The sequence below is a fragment of the Mesorhizobium loti genome (genome assembly GCF_003148495.1).
Taxonomy (GTDB): Bacteria; Pseudomonadota; Alphaproteobacteria; order Rhizobiales; family Rhizobiaceae; genus Mesorhizobium; species Mesorhizobium loti.
On record NZ_QGGH01000008.1, the window covers coordinates 185,972 to 203,090 of the forward strand.

General features: G+C 62.1%; 16 protein-coding genes. 4 read left to right on the forward strand and 12 right to left on the reverse strand.

Translation table 11 applies throughout. From position 1 onward, the window contains the following. Nucleotides 1-21: 21 nt before the first annotated feature. Both C8D77_RS25735 and C8D77_RS25740 read right to left on the reverse strand, forming a co-directional pair. Complete coding sequence (locus tag C8D77_RS25735; RefSeq protein ID WP_109669309.1) at nucleotides 22-1,710, reverse strand: NAD+ synthase; 1,689 nt, start codon at nucleotides 1,708-1,710, stop codon at nucleotides 22-24. A 128-nt stretch (nucleotides 1,711-1,838) separates the two neighbouring features. After that, the gene (locus tag C8D77_RS25740) at nucleotides 1,839-2,555 is read right to left on the reverse strand and encodes a DNA-3-methyladenine glycosylase I (protein ID WP_109669312.1); all 717 of its coding nucleotides are present in this window, start codon (nucleotides 2,553-2,555) and stop codon (nucleotides 1,839-1,841) included. A gap of 93 nt (nucleotides 2,556-2,648) precedes the next feature. Between C8D77_RS25740 and C8D77_RS25745 the strand changes: the two genes are divergently transcribed. Continuing rightward, nucleotides 2,649-3,212 carry a DUF1003 domain-containing protein gene (locus tag C8D77_RS25745; protein WP_109669314.1) on the forward strand — a complete coding sequence of 188 codons (564 nt, stop codon included), beginning with the start codon at nucleotides 2,649-2,651 and terminating at the stop codon, nucleotides 3,210-3,212. Next, entirely contained in the window at nucleotides 3,209-3,796 is a 588-nt protein-coding gene (locus C8D77_RS25750) for a DedA family protein (RefSeq protein ID WP_109669317.1), read from the forward strand. Before C8D77_RS25745 ends, C8D77_RS25750 begins: the two co-directional genes overlap by 4 nt. A gap of 25 nt (nucleotides 3,797-3,821) precedes the next feature. Here C8D77_RS25750 and C8D77_RS25755 read toward each other — a convergent pair whose 3' ends face one another. The 3 genes from C8D77_RS25755 to C8D77_RS25765 form a co-directional block, all read right to left on the reverse strand. Continuing rightward, a complete protein-coding gene (locus tag C8D77_RS25755) occupies nucleotides 3,822-4,409 on the reverse strand; it encodes a hemerythrin domain-containing protein (protein WP_109669319.1) in 588 nt (195 codons plus the stop codon). A 40-nt stretch (nucleotides 4,410-4,449) separates the two neighbouring features. Continuing rightward, entirely contained in the window at nucleotides 4,450-4,809 is a 360-nt protein-coding gene (locus C8D77_RS25760; RefSeq protein ID WP_109669321.1) for a diacylglycerol kinase, read from the reverse strand. Between the two features lie 81 nt (nucleotides 4,810-4,890). Further along, a complete protein-coding gene (locus C8D77_RS25765; protein ID WP_109669387.1) occupies nucleotides 4,891-5,307 on the reverse strand; it encodes a GFA family protein in 417 nt (138 codons plus the stop codon). Nucleotides 5,308-5,723: 416 nt separating this feature from the next. Between C8D77_RS25765 and C8D77_RS25770 the strand changes: the two genes are divergently transcribed. Beyond that, nucleotides 5,724-6,794, forward strand: coding sequence for a GGDEF domain-containing protein (locus C8D77_RS25770; RefSeq protein WP_109669323.1), 1,071 nt, complete (start codon nucleotides 5,724-5,726; stop codon nucleotides 6,792-6,794). A 114-nt stretch (nucleotides 6,795-6,908) separates the two neighbouring features. Here the strand turns inward: C8D77_RS25770 and C8D77_RS25775 are convergent, their stop codons facing one another. The 3 genes from C8D77_RS25775 to C8D77_RS25785 all read right to left on the reverse strand — a co-directional run bounded on the left by C8D77_RS25775 (nucleotide 6,909) and on the right by C8D77_RS25785 (nucleotide 12,272). Next, the gene (locus tag C8D77_RS25775; RefSeq protein ID WP_109669325.1) at nucleotides 6,909-8,282 is read right to left on the reverse strand and encodes a class II 3-deoxy-7-phosphoheptulonate synthase; all 1,374 of its coding nucleotides are present in this window, start codon (nucleotides 8,280-8,282) and stop codon (nucleotides 6,909-6,911) included. 191 nt (nucleotides 8,283-8,473) lie between these two features. Beyond that, nucleotides 8,474-11,971, reverse strand: coding sequence for a transcription-repair coupling factor (gene mfd / locus C8D77_RS25780; RefSeq protein WP_109669327.1), 3,498 nt, complete (start codon nucleotides 11,969-11,971; stop codon nucleotides 8,474-8,476). Between the two features lie 13 nt (nucleotides 11,972-11,984). Continuing rightward, nucleotides 11,985-12,272: a succinate dehydrogenase assembly factor 2 gene (locus C8D77_RS25785; protein ID WP_109669329.1), complete on the reverse strand. Its 288-nt coding sequence runs from the start codon at nucleotides 12,270-12,272 to the stop codon at nucleotides 11,985-11,987. 92 nt (nucleotides 12,273-12,364) lie between these two features. Between C8D77_RS25785 and recG the strand changes: the two genes are divergently transcribed. Then, nucleotides 12,365-14,473 (forward strand): ATP-dependent DNA helicase RecG, encoded by a 2,109-nt coding sequence (gene recG, locus C8D77_RS25790; protein WP_109669331.1) that lies wholly within the window; start codon nucleotides 12,365-12,367, stop codon nucleotides 14,471-14,473. Here the strand turns inward: recG and C8D77_RS25795 are convergent. From C8D77_RS25795 to glmS, 4 genes are all read right to left on the reverse strand, one after another. Further along, entirely contained in the window at nucleotides 14,425-15,180 is a 756-nt protein-coding gene (locus tag C8D77_RS25795; protein WP_109669333.1) for a DUF502 domain-containing protein, read from the reverse strand. The genes recG and C8D77_RS25795 overlap by 49 nt on opposite strands. Before the next feature lie 80 nt (nucleotides 15,181-15,260). After that, complete coding sequence (locus C8D77_RS25800) at nucleotides 15,261-15,560, reverse strand: HigA family addiction module antitoxin (RefSeq protein ID WP_109669336.1); 300 nt, start codon at nucleotides 15,558-15,560, stop codon at nucleotides 15,261-15,263. Between the two features lie 37 nt (nucleotides 15,561-15,597). Further along, on the reverse strand, nucleotides 15,598-15,879 hold the full coding sequence (locus C8D77_RS25805) for a type II toxin-antitoxin system RelE/ParE family toxin (protein WP_109669338.1): 282 nt from the start codon (nucleotides 15,877-15,879) through the stop codon (nucleotides 15,598-15,600). Between the two features lie 118 nt (nucleotides 15,880-15,997). Then, on the reverse strand, nucleotides 15,998-17,119 hold a 1,122-nt coding region (glmS, locus tag C8D77_RS25810; protein ID WP_109669390.1), incomplete at its 5' end, for a glutamine--fructose-6-phosphate transaminase (isomerizing).

Genomic DNA, 17,119 nt, shown 5'->3' on the forward strand with positions numbered 1-17,119 from the left:
CGGCATGGCGTGAACTTTCGGTCAGGAAACAGTGTCTAGCCGATCCCTGAACCGGTTGGTGATGGGATAGCGGCGGTCGCGGCCGAAGTTCTTTTTGGTGATCTTCACACCGGGCGCTGCCTGCCGGCGCTTGTATTCGGCGATGTAGAGCAGATGCTCGATGCGCGTCACCGTCGCCCGGTCATGGCCGCGCGCGACGATGTCGTCGACACCCATCTCGTTTTCGACCAGGCATTCAAGGATATCGTCGAGCACCGGATAGGGCGGCAGCGAATCCTGGTCGGTCTGGTTCTCGCGCAATTCCGCCGACGGCGCCTTGTCGATGATGTTCTTCGGGATCACCTCGCCCGAGGGCCCAAGTGCGCCCGGCGGCACGTGGCTGTTGCGCCAGCGCGACAGCGCGTAGACCTGCATCTTGTAGAGGTCCTTGATTGGATTGAAGCCGCCATTCATGTCGCCATAGAGCGTGGCATAGCCGACCGACATCTCGCTCTTGTTGCCGGTGGTGACGACCATCGAGCCGAACTTGTTAGAGATCGCCATCAGGATGGTGCCGCGCGCGCGGCTCTGCAGATTCTCCTCGGTAATGCCTTCCTTGGTGCCTTCGAACATCTGCGTCAGTGCGTGCAGGAAGCCCTCGACCGGCTCGAAGATCGGCACGATGTCATAGCGGCAGCCGAGCGCACGGGCGCAGTCCTCGGCATCTTTCAGCGAGTCCTTCGAGGTATAGCGGTAGGGCATCATCACCGCGCGCAGCCGTTCCTCGCCGAGCGCATCGACGGCAAGCGCTGCGCAGATCGCCGAATCGATGCCGCCCGAGAGACCAAGCACGACGTTCTTGAAACCGTTCTTGTTGACGTAGTCGCGCAGGCCCAGCATGCAGGCGCGATAGTCGGCTTCCTCCCGTTCCGGGATTTTCGACATCGGCCCTTCCGAGCAGACCCAGCCTTCGTCTTGACGCTTCCAGGTGGTGACGTCGACTGCTTCCTCGAACTGGCTCATCTGGAAGGCAAGTGTCTTGTCAGACCCTATGGCAAACGAGGCGCCGTCAAAGATCAGCTCGTCCTGACCGCCAAGCTGGTTGGCATAGATCATCGGCAGCCCGCATTCGATGACCTGGCGGATGACGACCTGGTGGCGGACCTCGATCTTGGCGCGATAATAGGGCGAGCCGTTCGGCACCAGCAGGATTTCCGCCCCGCTTTCGGCCAGCGTCTCGCAGATGTCGACGTCGCCCCAGATGTCCTCGCAGATCGGAATCCCGATGCGTACGCCGCGGAAATTGACCGGTCCCTGGATCTCCGGTCCGGCCTGGAAGACGCGCTTCTCGTCGAACTCGCCGTAGTTCGGCAAATCGAGCTTGTAGCGCTCGGCAATGATCTTGCCGCCATCGGCGAAGACGATCGAATTGTGCGTGCCGCTCTTGCGCTTCAGCGGCGTGCCGATGATGACGCCCGGCCCGCCATCGGCGGTATCTCTGGCGAAGTCTTCGGCCGCCTTTTCGCAGGCTTTCAGGAAGGCCGGCTTCAGCACCAGATCCTCCGGCGGATAGCCGGCGAGGAAAAGCTCGGTGTAGAGCACGAGATCGGCGCCCTGGCGGGCGGCATCCGCCCTCGCCTCGCGGGCCTTGGCGAGGTTGCCAGCAATGTCGCCAACAGTCGGATTGAGCTGGGCAACGGCGATGCGCAGGATGTCGAGTTTCTTGGTCATGTCTGCTGACTTAGCGCGGCAAATTTCGCCGGGCAATGGCGTTCGTTTGGACCACTTCGGACGATTGACGTACGTCAATCGTGCCCCGACCGAATGACTAATGTCATTCGTGGCCAGACAGCCTTGTATCAGTCGTCGCCCATATATTCGCGCAACGCTTGCGGCGAATGGTTCTCGCCGATCGACATCGCCAGGATGCGTGAAATATGCCGGCGCGGCAGACGCGTCTCCGCCGCCCATTGATTGATTTGCCTCTGGATCTTGTCCAGGTCCTTCTTCGAGGTCGGGCTTTCGGCGATGTCGAGGCCGGCGTCGCGCAGAGCCGCGGACATATCGCCCGATATGACAAAGGCATCCCAGCCCAGCCAGCGCAGAAAATACTGGCCGGTGTTGCCGCCGAGCCGGCTGCCATGCTTGCCGAGGTAAGCCATCAGCCCGACCTGATCATCAGCCGGCCAGTTGGCGAGGAATTCGCCGAAGCCGCCATGCTCCTTCGACACGCGCTCGACGAAGGCAGCATTGTCGCGAACGGATTTGATCTTCTGCGGATTGCGCACGATGCGCTGATCGGAAGCCAGATCGTGCCAGAAATCATCGGGCTGGAACAACAGCCGCTTCGGCTCGAAACGCAGGAATGCCTCTTCGAAGCCTGGCCATTTCTGTTCGATGACGCGCCAGACGAAACCGGCGGCAAAGACGCGCTCGGCCATAACAGACAGAATGCGATTGTCCGCAATGTCAGCCACGGCGGCATTGTCGGGCACCGGACCCAGCAGTGACGTCAGTTCCTCCTCGCCGCCTTTGCGTTTTGCAGCGCGTGCGCGGATTTTCTTGAAATCGGGCATTCTGCTTGCATCCTCACGTCGTGCTTTTGACGAACCGGCATCTTCCTATATGGAAACCAGGCTGCCAAGCCGATGCTTTGTATGGAGACATCCATGAACAAGACCGTGCCCGAACTGGCCAATCGCTGGCTGAGGCGAAACCCGGAGAATTTGAGCGAGCTTGAGAGGCGGGTGCTGCAGAGCACCGTCGACCGCAAGCCCATATCGCAGGACATCAACGACAGTCTTGCCGGCCTTCAGGGCGCGGGCGACCGTATCGCCGATGCCATTGCGCGCGTCGGCGGTTCGTGGACGTTCATCCTGTCCTTCATCGCCTTCCTGATCCTCTGGATCGGCGCCAACTGGTGGCTGCTGGGGCAAGATTCGTTCGACCCCTACCCCTTCATCTTCCTCAACCTCGTCCTCTCGATGATCGCCGCCCTGCAGGCGCCGGTGATCATGATGTCGCAGAACCGCCAGGCGGCGCGCGACCGCATCGACGCTGCCCACGACTACGAGGTCAACCTCAAAGCCGAGATCGAGATCATGGCGCTGCATGAAAAGCTGGACGAGCTGCGCCACAGCCAGATCATCGGCATGCGCGACGAGATCGCGCAGATAGCCGAACAACTGAAGCGGATTGACGAACGGCTCACCCCCCAGACCCAACCCTCATGACGCAGGCCATCCATCATTTCATCGAACAGTATGGACTGCTTGCCGTCTTCATCGGCTGCCTCGCGGAGGGCGAAAGTGCCGCAATCCTCGGCGGCTTCTTCGCCCACCAGCAGGTCTTCGTCTTGTGGCACGCCTTCCTTGCGGCTGGCCTCGGCGCCTTCATCGGCGACACTTTCTTCTTCATCCTTGGACGAAGCTTTGCCGACCATCGCTATGTCGTCAGGTTGCGCACGCGGCCCGGCTTTCGCCGCGCCTACCGTCTGCTCAATACCCACCCCAACATTTTCGTGCTGTCGAACCGCTACGTCTACGGCATGCGCTTGGTCGGCGGCATCGCGGCCGGACTTTCCAATATCCCTGCGCCGCGCTTCGTCGTCCTCAACGCCATCTCATCGGCGATCTGGGCGGTGCTGTTCGGCACGATCGGTTATGTCTTTGGACTGGGCGCAGAACACTTCGTCGGCCAGGCTTTGATGCGTCACGAGCGATTGCTCGTCGGGCTAGGCATCGGCCTGACCGTGGCGATCTTTGCCTGGTTCGTCGCGCGTCACACCGCCAAGAAGGAGCGCGCCAAAGAGAGTTGATCTAGGCTGGCCGTCCAGGGACGTCCTAGTCCACGCCGAGCGCCACATCACCCCGATCGAGGATCAGCGGGATGATCAGGTCTTCCTCGTCGGCAAGATGCCGGGTCAGCATGGCGATCAGCCGGCTGTTTTCGTCGGCATAGGCGTCGGCGGCGAAGCGCTGTCTGTCCTCGCTCTCCTGAAGCGTCTTGATGAAGGCATTGGCAGCCTCGGCATTGCGCTCCAGCCCTTCATGGATGATGTGGTGGTCGGCATCGAGGATCTCGAAGCCGCGCTTCAAACGGGGCTCGGCCTTGGCGAAGACCGGGAAATATTGGTAGTCCTCGACATTGTGGTGACCGTCGAGATTGCCGAGAAAATGATTGAGGCGAGGCGCGAACCAGCGCGCGAAGTCGGGCGCTGTCAGCTTGCCCTCGCGGTAGTCGCCAATGCCCTTGGTCAGCATGCCGCCAAGTTCGCGGAACATGTCGTGCCGCTGCAGCCACATATTGGCGATGCCGTGGATGTTGGCGTGCCCCTGCCAGTTTTCGCGCGGATATTTTTCGACCAGCCAGCGAAGGTCGTCCGGCAGGCCCTTGCGTTCGAGCAATAGGAAGTTAGCGACTTCAGACATGACGGTTTCCTTTAGTTACCGTCATATAGGAGCTAGCATGCTAGATCGGTAGACCGGTGATCCGCTCGATGATGGCGATGCCCCAGACACCGGCGACGATGAGCACCGAAATCAGCACCGCCAGCGAACCGCAGTCCTTGGCCAACTGGATGTCGACATTGAACTCGCGGCTGAACGCGTCGCACGCCGCCTCGATGCCGGTGTTCAGCACTTCGACCATGATCAAGAGCAGCACCGCGCCGATCAGCAAGGCATAGCCGCGCCACGAAATCGAAACGAACCAGCCGAGCGGCAAGGCCAGCGCCAGCAGCATCAGCTCCTGCTGGAAAGCCTTTTCGCTGACGGCCAGCTTGCGAAACGCCCGCACCGAATTGAAATAAGCGTCGATCAGCCGCTGCATGCCAAACCCCTTTCCGAATCACCGGCACGGGATAATGCAATGGCTGGCCAGATCAATGGAATAAGGTGACTTGTCCAAGATTCATTCCGCGACCGGGATGGACGGCGTCGACTTTTCAAACTGCGGCAGCCCGTCGCCGATCGAATAATAGTCGCCCTTGTCACCGACAAAGATATGGCATTCTCCCTCGAGACTTGTCGGCCTGTCGAACGATCCCGCCATGACTGAAATGTAGTCCTGGTCTCGCGGCTTCCAGAACAGGACCGACCCGCATGTCTTGCAAAACCCGCGCCTGGCGAAGGCTGACGCTTCGTACCAGGTGATGCTTTCCGTGCCTTCGATCACGATGTCGGCGTTGGCAACATTGGTCGCGGCATAGAAATGTCCGCTCTGCTTGCGGCATTGCGAGCAATGACAATAGACGACGCCGCGCAGCGCTCCGTGCGTTTTGAAGCGAACCGCTCCGCACAGACACGATCCCCGGTGACTATCACTCACGTCGACCCCTCCTTGAAGAAAACTCTGACTGGCATCAGCATCGCCATCAGGATTCCAGCTTTGCGGCGCCCACACGCAAGCAAATGCGACATGTATTGGCGCGGCAAATCCGAAATTCAGTTCCATTTTTAAGAGCGCAATGCGCGAATTTCCGATTCAAAGCCACCAAACTGGCGTCGGTATGGATTGTTATGCCCGAATTGAAGCTTCTACAGCCGCAGGTAGAGAAAGACGTGTCCGTTTTTTTACAAATTAAGGAAACTTTAGCGCCAGCGCATTTATGGTCACGGCAAGCGAAGGTCGTGGGTGGGGACGCATCCTTCGTAAGTTGTTCTGAAGTGCCTGTCGCATTCCCCAGGTCGGCGACACAGGGAACCCGCGAATTCTGCGCCGGGATCCGAGGGGAAGAATCAAAAATGCAGCCGGCAGTTCTCCCGACCGAACGAAGCACCGACATCGCAGCCACCGCTGTTGCCACGATGCGCCAGCTGGGCGTGCTCGGCCTGCCGCGCAACTACGAGATCTTCTACGAGGCCCTGAGCGGCACCAATCGCGAACTCAGCCTCGCCGTCGTTTCGCTGAGCAGCCGGCCGACACAGGATGAACTGGATCAGATCGGACGCACTTTCTTTGCCCACAATCATGGCCCCAGCATTGTCGAGCATGCCAGAGACGTCATTGCCAGGGAGCTCGAGGAAGTCGCTTCGCTGTTGAGGAGCGAGCGCAGCCACATCGAGAAATACGGCAGGATCCTCGATGAGACATCGAGCGGCCTCAGCGGCCGCAGCCTTCTCTCTCAGGATCTTTTGCAGAAGATCGCCAACGCCATGGCGATTGCCACCAATTCGACGATCGATCACGGCCGGCAGGTGGCCTCGACGCTCAGCGACAAGACGGCCGAACTGGAGAGCGTCAAGTCGAAGCTCGAAGAGTACAAGCGGCTGGCCGACACCGATCCCTTGACCCACATCTGGAATCGCCGCGCCTTCGACAAGGAAATCACCAGGATCTACAACAGCAACAAGGGTATCCTGTTCAACGCCTTGGTCCTTGCCGACATCGATCGCTTCAAGGACATCAACGACCGCTACGGCCACCCGGTCGGCGACAAGATCATCCAGATCATCGCCGACATCTTGCAGACCAGCATTCGCGGCGACATGTTCGTCGCCCGCACCGGCGGCGAGGAGTTCGCGCTGATCATCGAGGGCGCCAGCGAGGACGCCACCTATGAGATCGCCGAGCGCATTCGCGCCCTGATCGAGCAGACGCCGTTCACCAGCAGCCAGACCGGCACGAATTACGGCACCGTCACCGTCTCGATGGGCATCTGCATGGCATCCGAGGCCGAGGGGCCGGAGGATCTCTACACCAAGGCCGACCGGGCGCTCTATCGCTCGAAGGTCAGCGGCCGCAACCGCGTCACCAAGCACTCGACGATGGCTGGCCGGGCCGGCAAGAGCTGGCTGCTCTACAAGAAGGACTGAAGCCTTCTATTTTGCCGATCGCGCCGGCACGGGCGTAGGCACAAACTATCGGCTGAAAATGAAAAAGGCGCCAAGTTTCCAAGACGCCTTATTGATCAAATTGAAGTGGCCGGATCAACCGTTGACGGCCTGCTTATGCTGCACCGGGTGGCTCTTCTTCAACAGATCCGAGACCAGGAACGCCAGTTCGATCGCCTGATCGGCGTTGAGGCGCGGATCGCAATGGGTGTGATAGCGATCCTGCAACTCCTCGGCCGTGATGGCGCGCGCGCCCCCGGTGCATTCGGTGACGTTCTTGCCGGTCATCTCGACATGGATGCCGCCCGGATGTGTGCCTTCGGCGCGGTGCACCTCGAAGAAGGTCTGCACCTCCTTTAGGATGCGGTCGAACGGCCGCGTCTTGTAGCCTGCGGCCTCGATCGTGTTGCCGTGCATCGGGTCCGACGACCACACCACGCTGCGGCCTTCCTTCTGCACTGCCCGAACCAGCTTCGGCAGATGGTCGGCGACCTTGTCGGAGCCGAAGCGCGCGATCAGCGTCAGCCGGCCGGGCTCGTTTTCGGGGTTGAGCAGGTCGATAAGCTCCAGCAGCCCGTCCGGCGTCAGCGACGGGCCGCATTTCAGGCCAAGCGGATTCTTGATGCCACGGCAATATTCGACATGCGCATGGTCGGGCTGGCGGGTACGGTCGCCGATCCAGATCATGTGGCCTGAGGTGGCGTACCAGTCACCGGAGGTCGAATCGACGCGGGTCAGCGCCTCCTCGTAGCCGAGCAGCAGCGCCTCATGGCTGGTGTAGAAATCGGTCTCGCGCAGCGCGTAGTTGGTTTCCGAGGTGATGCCGACGGCCTTCATGAAGTCCATCGTCTCGGTGATGCGGTTGGCGAGCGATTCATACTTCTCGCCCTGCGGACTATCGGACACGAAGCCGAGCATCCAGCGGTGCACATTCTCCAGGCTGGCATACCCACCCTGCGCGAAGGCGCGCAGCAGGTTGAGCGTTGCCGCCGACTGGCGGTACGCCATTTCCTGGCGGGCAGGATCTGGAATGCGCGACTTGGCGTCGAATTCGATGCCGTTGATGATGTCGCCGCGATAGCTGGGCAGCGTCACCCCGCCCTTGGTCTCGTTGTCGGACGAGCGCGGCTTGGCGAACTGGCCGGCAACGCGGCCGACCTTCACCACCGGCTGCGCGCCGGCGAAGGTGAGCACCACCGACATCTGCAGGAAGACGCGGAAGAAGTCGCGGATGTTGTCCGCGCCATGCTCGGCGAAGCTCTCGGCGCAATCGCCACCCTGGAGAAGGAACGCGTCACCGGCAGCGACAGCCGCGAGCTGCTTCTTCAGCTTGCGCGCCTCTCCTGCAAAAACCAGCGGCGGAAAGGTTGCGAGCCGGGCCTCCGTGCTCTTCAGCGCGGCAAGGTCCGGATAGGCAGGAACCTGCTTGATCGGCATTGCTCTCCACGAATTCGGCGACCATTTCGTCATCGCTGCACCCAACGCTCTTTCCGAGCAATTCCAGGAAAAGCGTGAAACGGTTTTCCGTCTGGAATTGCGTCAAACAAACAAATGGGCGCCATCGCCCGCCAATCCGCCCCATAGGGGATCGCGGCTCCATACACGAAGCCGATTTCCTATTCTAGACCGGAATTCAAGCGCTGGCGAATGTGCCGGCTGCGCTAGGCAGCCTTCTCCACCAGCCGTGCCAGTTGGGTCATCACCACCGCCGAACCCGCCAGCCGCTTTTCGGCCGTCGGCCAGTCGCGCACGAACACGACGCTGTGGTCCGGCCGGATCTTGGCCAACGAGCCCTGCTCGCCGATGAACCGGACCAGCCCGACCGGGTTGGAGAATTCGCGCTTGCGGAAATGGATAACAACGCCCTTCGGCCCGGCGTCGAGCTTCTCGACATTGGCTTTGCGGCAGAGCGCCTTGATGAAGACGATCTTGAGGAGATGCTTGACCTCTTCCGGCAGCGGGCCAAAGCGGTCGATCAGCTCGGCGCCGAAAGCATCGATTTCCTCGGTGTTTTCGAGATCGCCGAGACGGCGATAAAGCGCCAGCCTGAGCTGCAGGTCCGGCACATAGCTCTCCGGGATCATCACCGCCGTGCCGACGGCGATCTGCGGCGACCAGCCGCCATCCTGCACTTCGCCGGAATCCTTCACCTCGGCGACCGCCTCTTCCAGCATCTGCTGGTAGAGCTCGAAGCCGACCTCCTTGATGTGGCCGGACTGTTCTTCGCCGAGAAGATTGCCGGCGCCTCTTATATCGAGGTCGTGGCTGGCCAGCTGGAAGCCGGCGCCCAGCGTGTCGAGCGATTGCAGCACCTTGAGCCTCCGCTCGGCGGTGTCGGTCAGCTTGCGGTTGGCCGGCAGCGTGAACAGCGCATAGGCGCGCACCTTCGAGCGGCCGACGCGGCCGCGCAGCTGGTAGAGCTGCGACAGGCCGAACATGTCGGCGCGATGGATGATCAGCGTGTTGGCGGTCGGGATGTCGAGCCCGGATTCGACGATCGTTGTCGACAGCAGCACATCGTACTGGCCGTCGTAGAAGGCATTCATGATGTCGTCGAGTTCACCCGGCGGCATCTGGCCATGGGCCACCGCCACCTTCAGCTCAGGCACGGATTCTCTCAGGAAATCATGGATTTCCGCCAGATCGCTGATACGCGGAACGACATAGAAGGAATGCCCGCCGCGATAGCGCTCGCGCAGCAGCGTCTCGCGAATGACAAGCGGATCGAAGGGCGAGATGAAGGTGCGCACCGCCATGCGGTCGACCGGCGGCGTGGCGATCAGAGACAGCTCGCGGACCCCGGTCAACGCCAGTTGCAGCGTGCGCGGGATCGGCGTCGCCGACAGCGTCAGCACGTGCACGTCGGTCTTCAGATCCTTCAGCCGTTCCTTGTGCTTGACGCCAAAATGCTGCTCCTCGTCGATGATCAAAAGGCCGAGATTCTTGAACGAGATCGCGGAACCAAGCAGCGCGTGGGTGCCGATAACGATATCGACCTGCCCTTCGGCGATGCCCTTCTTGGTTTCGGCCAGCTCCTTGGCGCCGACCAGCCGCGATGCCTGGCCGACGCGGATCGGCAGGCCAGAAAAGCGCTGTGAGAATGTCTTGAAATGCTGGCGCGACAACAGCGTCGTCGGCACCACCACCGCGACCTGAAAACCCTCCATCGCCGCGATGAAGGCGGCGCGCAGCGCCACTTCGGTCTTGCCGAAACCGACATCGCCGCAGATCAGCCGGTCCATCGGCTTGCCGGCGGCAAGATCGTCCCGCACCGAGTCGATCGCGGTCTGCTGGTCGTCGGTCTCTTCATAGGGGAAGCGCGCAGCGAACTCGCCATAGAGGCCTTCGGCCGGCACTAGTGGCGGTGCGGAGCGCATCTGCCGCTCGGCGGCGATCCGGATCAGCTGCCCGGCCATGTCGAGCAGGCGCTTCTTCAGCCGCGCCTTGCGCGACTGCCAGGCGCTACCGCCAAGCTTGTCCAGCGTCGCCTCGGCTGTGTCAGAACCGTAGCGCGACAGAAGCTCGATGTTTTCCACCGGCAGGAATAGCCGGTCGTCGCCGGCATAGTGGATTTCCAGGCAGTCATGCGGCGCGCCGACCGCTTCGATCGTACGCAGGCCGATGAAGCGGCCAATGCCGTGGTCGGCGTGGACGACGATGTCGCCGGCCGACAGCGCCGAGGCCTCTGCAATGAAATCCGAGGGACGCTTCTTGCGCTTCGAGCGTCGGATCAACCGGTCGCCGAGAATGTCCTGTTCGGCGACGACGACCAGTTTTTCGGTCTCGAAGCCGGATTCGAGCGGCAGCACGGCCAAGGCCGCCTGACCCGGTTCGAGTTGTTCGGCTTCCGCCAGCGTCGCGACCTGCTTGAGGTTGCCGAGATGATGTTCGGCAAGGATCTGGCCAAGCCGGTCGAGCGAGCCTTCGGTCCAGCCGGCAATGACAATGCGGCGGCGCGCCGCGCGCTCGTCGGCGATGTGTTTGACGACGACATCGAAGACATTGATGCTGGGGTCGGCGCGTTCCTCGACGAAGCTGCGGCCATGGCGCGAACCGGCGTGGTAGACTTTTTTCGAGCCGGCGTCGGGCGCGTCGAACGGCGTGAAATCGATCGCTTCGCGCGGCCCGAGCGAGGCGATCAGATTTTCCGGCGAGAGATAGAGCAGGTCCGGCGGCACCGGCTTGTAGGGTACGGCGTCCTTCAGCGCACCGTCGGCCTGCTTCCTGCGTGCCTCGTAGTGGTCGAGGATCAGCGTGTGGCGCTCGGCCAGCGCCTCATGCGCCAGATGGTCGAAAATGACAGGTGTATCAGGCAAATAGTCGAATACGGTTTCCAGCCGCTCGTAGAAGAACGGCAGCCAGTGCTCCATGCCGGCGAAGCGACGCCCTTCGCTGACCGCCGCGTAGAGCCCGTCATCGCGCTGTGGCGCGCCAAAAGCTCCGATATAGGAGCGGCGGAAGCGGCTGATGGTTTCCGGCGTCAGCGCCACTTCACTCATCGCCTGCAGGGCCATCGACTTGCGCTGGCCCGTGGTGCGCTGGGTGGCGGCATCGAAGATGCGGACCGATTCCAGCGTGTCGCCGAAGAAGTCGAGCCTGAGCGCTTCGGTCCAGCCGGGCGCGAACAGGTCGAGAATACCGCCGCGCACCGCGAATTCACCGATACCGCGAACGGTTGGCACGCGCTCGAAACCAGACGTTTCCAGTCGCGACACCAGCACGTTCATGTTGATCTGGTTGCCGGGCCTGGCATGAAAAGTCTGTGCCTCGACCAGTTCGGCCGGTGGAATCCGCTGCAACAGTGCATTGGCGGTGGTGAGAATGACGGCGCGGTGCGGCTTTTTCGCCAGCGCGATCATGGCCGTCAGCGCGTCGAGGCGTTTGGCGGCGGCGTCCGAACCGGGGGAGACGCGGTCGTAGGGCAGGCAATCCCAGGCCGGCAGCTCCAGCACGGGAAGGCCGGGCGCCGCGAAGGACAGCGCCTCGATGATCGCCGGCAGGCGCTGGCCGTCGCGTGCCACGAACAGAACCGGCTTGTCGGGCGCGATCTCGAGTGCCGCCTGCACCAGCGCAAAGGCTTCGTAGCCGTCGGCGACGCCGTCGACAATGAACTGGCCGGCACGGCCTTTCGGCAGGCCGATGATGGGAATGAGGCTCATGAAATCAGGTCGCTCAAAATGTCATGGAGTGGCGGAAAGCCAGGATCTTTTGCAGGACGGCACAATCGATATCGGCCGGGACCGGGCGTTCGCCGGTGACCATGGGCAGGAATTCGGTGTCGGGAATGTCGAGGAGCCTCTCATATTGGTCGATTTCCTCGCCGGTCAAGGTACCGATCTCAGCATCGGCGAAAGTGCCGAGGATCAGGTCCATCTCGCGCATGCCGCGATGCCAGGAGCGAAACAGAAGCTTGCGGCGGTGGGCGTCCAGCCCCTCGCTTGATCTCGTCGTTCCGGTCATTGTGCCGCATCCTCACTTGCTGCGGCGCATATAGCGTGGATAGAAGGTGCTGTCAGCCTTGCGCTGTAGCCGTCGCGACATAAGCTGACATCATGCGTCCTTCCATCCTCGATCCGCTGTTTGTTCCGATCACCTCGCTTGCCGGCGTCGGACCGAAGGTTGGCGCGTTGATCGAGAAAGTCGTCGCCGCCGATCTCGGCGATCGTGCGGCGCGCGCGGGCGACCTTCTGTTCGTGCTGCCGCACACCGTCATCGACCGCCGCAGCCGGCCGGGCATCGCAGGATCCGCGGAAGGCCAGATCGTCACGCTCGAGGTGCGCATCGACCGCCACCAGCCGCCGCCGCGCGGCAACAGGTCGGTGCCCTACCGCGTCTACGCCCATGACGACACCGGCGAGATCGCGCTGACCTTCTTCCATGCTCACGCTTCCTATCTCGAAAAGGCGATGCCCGAGGGCGAGCATGTCGTGGTCTCCGGCCGCATGGAATGGTTCAACGGTCGCCCGAGCATGGTCCACCCCGACCATATTGCGCTCGCCAGCGAGGCGGAAAACCTGCCGCTGGTCGAACCGGTCTATCCCCTCACCGCAGGACTCTCGGGCAAGGTGCTGCGCCGGGCGATCGGCCAGGCGCTGGCGCGCGTGCCTGAATTTCCCGAATGGCAGGATGGTGCCTTCATGCGCCGGCACACCTTTGCGGCCTTTGGCGATGCGCTCGCCCGCATCCACAATCCGGCCGATCCGATCGATGTCTCTGTCGATGGTGCCGCCTGGCGGCGCCTCGCCTATGACGAGTTGCTGGCGGGCCAGGTCTCGCTGGCGCTGGTGCGGGCAAAAGTCCGCCGCCTGTCCGGGCGTCCCCTGGTCGGCGACGGCAGCATCGTTGAAAAGCTGCGCGAGGCCCTGCCCTATTCGCTGACATCAAGCCAGGAGTTTGCGCTGGCCGAAATCAATGCCGACCTTGCCGATCCCGAGCGCATGCTGCGGCTGCTGCAGGGCGATGTCGGCTCCGGCAAGACGGTGGTTGCGCTGCTGGCCATGGGGCGTGCGGTCGAGGCCGGCGGCCAGGCCGCCTTGATGGCGCCGACCGAGATTCTGGCGCGCCAGCATCTGGCGACGATCGCGCCGCTTGCCGCCAAGGTCGGGCTGCGCATCGCCATCCTCACCGGCCGCGAGAAGGGCCGCGAGCGCACCGACACGCTGGCCGGTCTGGCGAGCGGCGCCATCGACATCGTCATCGGCACCCACGCGCTGTTCCAGGACACGGTCACCTTCCACGACCTGGTCTTCGCCGTCATCGACGAGCAGCACCGCTTCGGCGTCCACCAGCGGCTTGCCATCACCGCCAAGGGCGATGCACCCGACATGCTGGTGATGACCGCCACACCCATCCCGCGCACGCTGGTGCTGACTGCCTTCGGCGACATGGACGTATCGAAGCTGACGGAAAAACCGGCCGGCCGCCAGCCGATCCGCACCGTCACGCTACCTCTGGAGCGGCTCGATGAACTGGTCGGCCGCATGGTCGACGCCGTCGCCAGCGGCCAGAAGATCTACTGGATCTGCCCGCTGGTCGAGGAATCCGAAGAGATCAAACTGATGTCGGCCGAGGACCGCTTCGCTTCGCTGAAACCATTGTTCGGGGACCGCATCGGCCTCGTCCATGGCCGCATGAAGGGTGCCGAGAAGGACGAGGCGATGCGCGCCTTCAAGCAGGGCGAGACACGCATCCTGATCGCCACGACGGTCATCGAGGTCGGTGTCGACGTGCCGGACGCCACCGTCATGGTCATCGAGCATGCCGAGCGCTTTGGCCTCGCCCAATTGCACCAGTTGCGCGGCCGGGTCGGGCGCGGTGACAAGCCCTCCTCCTGCGTGCTGCTCTACAAGGACCCGCTCGGCGAGACCGCAAAACGCCGGCTGTCGGTGATGCGCGAGACCGAGGACGGGTTCCTGATCGCCGAAGAAGACCTGAAGCTGCGCGGCGAAGGCGAACTTCTGGGCACCCGCCAGTCCGGCACGCCGGGTTTCCAGGTGGCACGCATCGAGGCGCATGCCGACCTTCTGGAGGCCGCCCGCGACGATACCAGACTGATCCTGTCCCGCGATCCGGAGCTGCAATCCGAGCGTGGCGAGGCTTTGCGCCTGCTGCTTTACTTGTTCGGCCGCGACGAGGCCGTGCGGCTCTTGCGCGCCGGCTGAGCCAAGGCGGCAACCGACGGATTGGCAAGCACTCCCTCGATCGGCTCGCCGTTCACGACGACCATCTGCTTGACCTCGGGCGCCACCAGCCCGGCCGAGACGATCAGCTTGGCGCCGTCCTCGATCGTCATGTCGAGCAGCACGATGTCCGACTTCGGCACATACATCAGAAAGCCGGTCGTTGGATTGGGCGTGCAGGGCATGAACACGGCGATCAGCGGATCGCCTTCCTGATCGAGCTTCTGGTTGATCTCGGTCTCCTTCTCGCTGGCGACGAACACCAGCGACCACACGCCCTTGCGCGGATATTCGACCAGCCCGACCTGACGGAACATGTCGCCCTTGTTCGACAGCACGGTCTCGAAAATCTGCTTCAGCGAGCCATAGATGCCGCGCACCAGCGGCATGCGGCCAAGCAGACGCTCGCCGAAATTGACGATGGCGCGGCCGACAATGTTGGCCGTCAGGAAGCCAATCAGCGTGATCAGGATGAGCGCCACGATCAGCCCGAACCCCGGGACCGGAAACGGCAGATAGGAGTCCGGGCTGTAGCGGGCAGGAATATAGGGTTTCACCCAGGAATCGACCCAGCCAATGAACGACCAGGCGATATAGGCGGTGATCGCCAGCGGCGCGCAGACGACGAAGCCTGTGAGGAAATAGTTCCTCAGCCGGGTCATGCCGGAGGTCTTGGGAGCGTCGGACATGGTTCACCGGGGGCGCGGATTGCACCGCAACATAATGAACCAGAGGGCGCATTGGAACTGCGAAGTTTTTAAAGGGTCGATTATGCCACTGCTTCCAGCGGCTCAATCTTCTCGAGTTCCGGCGCCAGTTTCTTGGCTTCGGTTTCAAGCTCGTAGGCCTGTTGAAAATTCATCCAGAACTCGGGTGTGGTGTTGAAAAATCTGGCGAGGCGGAGGGCCGAATCGGGAGTCAGGCCGATCTCTTCCTTGGCAATGCGCTCGATACGGGTGCGCGGAAGATTGAGCTTTTTCGCCAGCGCTCCCGCACTCATGCCGAGCGGGACGAGATATTCTTCACGCAGGAATTCTCCAGGATGAACTGGACGTGCGAACTTGAGCATAGTTCAGGGTCCTCAAAGGTTCAGGGCAAGTGCCCGCTCAATGGTAGTCGACGATCTCCACGTCTTCGGCCCCAGCAGCGGTCCATCTGAAGCAGATGCGCCACTGGTCGTTGATGCGAATTGAATGCTGTCCGGCCCGGCTCCCTTTCAGGGCTTCAAGATGATTTCCGGGCGGCGATCGAAGGTCATTCAGTTGGGCAGCATTGGCAATTGCGCGAAGGCGACGTTCGCCACGGGCAACCAAGTCCGGTGGGAAGCCTTTTGGCGCCCTCCCCTCGGCAACCGCTTCGACCGCCTTGCCTTTGAACGAAACGATCAATAACGCGCCCCCTCGATTGTATCATACATTGATACAGATCGACACGCAAGAAAATGTATCATCGGCGGATACAAACCTACCACCAGTTGATCGGTGGCAAATGGAGATTTGCCGAGAGCTACTCCACCGTCACCGATTTCGCCAGATTGCGCGGCTGGTCGACGTCGGTGCCCATGAACACGGCGGTGAAATAGGCCAGCATCTGGATCGGCAGCGCGTAGATGATCGGCGATATGATTTCCGGCACCTCGGGCAGCACGATCGTCTCCATCGTCTTGACGCTGGTCAGCGCTGCACCCTTGCTGTCGGTGATCAGGATGATCTTGCCGCCACGCGCCGCCACTTCCTGCATGTTCGACACGGTCTTTTCGAAAATACGGTCGTGCGGCGCGATGACGATGACCGGCATGTTCTCGTCGATCAGTGCGATCGGGCCATGCTTCAGCTCGCCCGCGGCATAGCCCTCGGCATGGATGTAGGAGATTTCCTTGAGTTTTAGCGCGCCTTCCATGGCCAGCGGGAAATTGGTGTCGCGGCCGAGATAGAGCACGTCCTTGTAGCGCGAGAGTTCGCGCGCGATCCGCTCGATCTGCTCTTCGAGCTTAAGCACCTGGTTGGCATAGCGCGGCGCTTCCGAAAGCGCGCGCACCAGCGCCTTTTCCTCTTCCTTCGAGATCGTGCCACGGGCTACGCCGGCGCGCACCGCAAGCGATGCCAGGACCGAAAGCTGACAGGTAAAGGCCTTGGTGGAGGCAACGCCGATCTCCGGCCCGGCCAGCGTCGGCAGCACCACGTCGGATTCGCGCGCCATGGTCGATTCGCGCACGTTGACGATCGCGCCGATCTTCATTCCCGCCTTGCGGCAGTAGCGCAGCGAGGCCAGCGTGTCGGCGGTCTCGCCCGATTGCGAGATGAAGAAGGCCGCATCATTCTTCGACAACGGCATTTCACGGTAGCGGAATTCGGAGGCGACATCGATGTCGACCGGCAGCCGCGCGTAGCGCTCGAACCAGTATTTGCCGATCAGGCCTGCGAGATACGCCGTACCGCAGGCCGAAATCGCCAGCCGGTTGATCTCTGCGAAATCGAAAGGCAGGTCGAGCGGCTTGGAGACGCCGCCGACAAAATCCAGATAATTCGCCAGCGTGTGCGAGATCACCTCGGGCTGCTCATGGATTTCCTTTTCCATGAAATGGCGCCGGTTGCCCTTGTCGACCATGAAGCTGGTCGACAGCGACTG

Excerpts from the sequence above, each read along its gene's own strand:
- C8D77_RS25795 (WP_109669333.1), bottom strand. The coding sequence starts at position 15,180 with ATGTCCGACGCTCCCAAGACCTCCGGCATGACCCGGCTGAGGAACTAT.
- C8D77_RS25745 (WP_109669314.1), top strand. The coding sequence starts at position 2,649 with ATGAACAAGACCGTGCCCGAACTGGCCAATCGCTGGCTGAGGCGAAAC.
- C8D77_RS25740 (WP_109669312.1), bottom strand. The coding sequence starts at position 2,555 with ATGCCCGATTTCAAGAAAATCCGCGCACGCGCTGCAAAACGCAAAGGC.
- C8D77_RS25760 (WP_109669321.1), bottom strand. The coding sequence starts at position 4,809 with ATGCAGCGGCTGATCGACGCTTATTTCAATTCGGTGCGGGCGTTTCGC.
- C8D77_RS25770 (WP_109669323.1), top strand. The coding sequence starts at position 5,724 with ATGCAGCCGGCAGTTCTCCCGACCGAACGAAGCACCGACATCGCAGCC.
- C8D77_RS25735 (WP_109669309.1), bottom strand. The coding sequence starts at position 1,710 with ATGACCAAGAAACTCGACATCCTGCGCATCGCCGTTGCCCAGCTCAAT.
- C8D77_RS25750 (WP_109669317.1), top strand. The coding sequence starts at position 3,209 with ATGACGCAGGCCATCCATCATTTCATCGAACAGTATGGACTGCTTGCC.
- C8D77_RS25785 (WP_109669329.1), bottom strand. The coding sequence starts at position 12,272 with ATGACCGGAACGACGAGATCAAGCGAGGGGCTGGACGCCCACCGCCGC.
- C8D77_RS25775 (WP_109669325.1), bottom strand. The coding sequence starts at position 8,282 with ATGACGAAATGGTCGCCGAATTCGTGGAGAGCAATGCCGATCAAGCAG.
- recG (WP_109669331.1), top strand. The coding sequence starts at position 12,365 with ATGCGTCCTTCCATCCTCGATCCGCTGTTTGTTCCGATCACCTCGCTT.
- C8D77_RS25755 (WP_109669319.1), bottom strand. The coding sequence starts at position 4,409 with ATGTCTGAAGTCGCTAACTTCCTATTGCTCGAACGCAAGGGCCTGCCG.
- mfd (WP_109669327.1), bottom strand. The coding sequence starts at position 11,971 with ATGAGCCTCATTCCCATCATCGGCCTGCCGAAAGGCCGTGCCGGCCAG.
- C8D77_RS25800 (WP_109669336.1), bottom strand. The coding sequence starts at position 15,560 with ATGCTCAAGTTCGCACGTCCAGTTCATCCTGGAGAATTCCTGCGTGAA.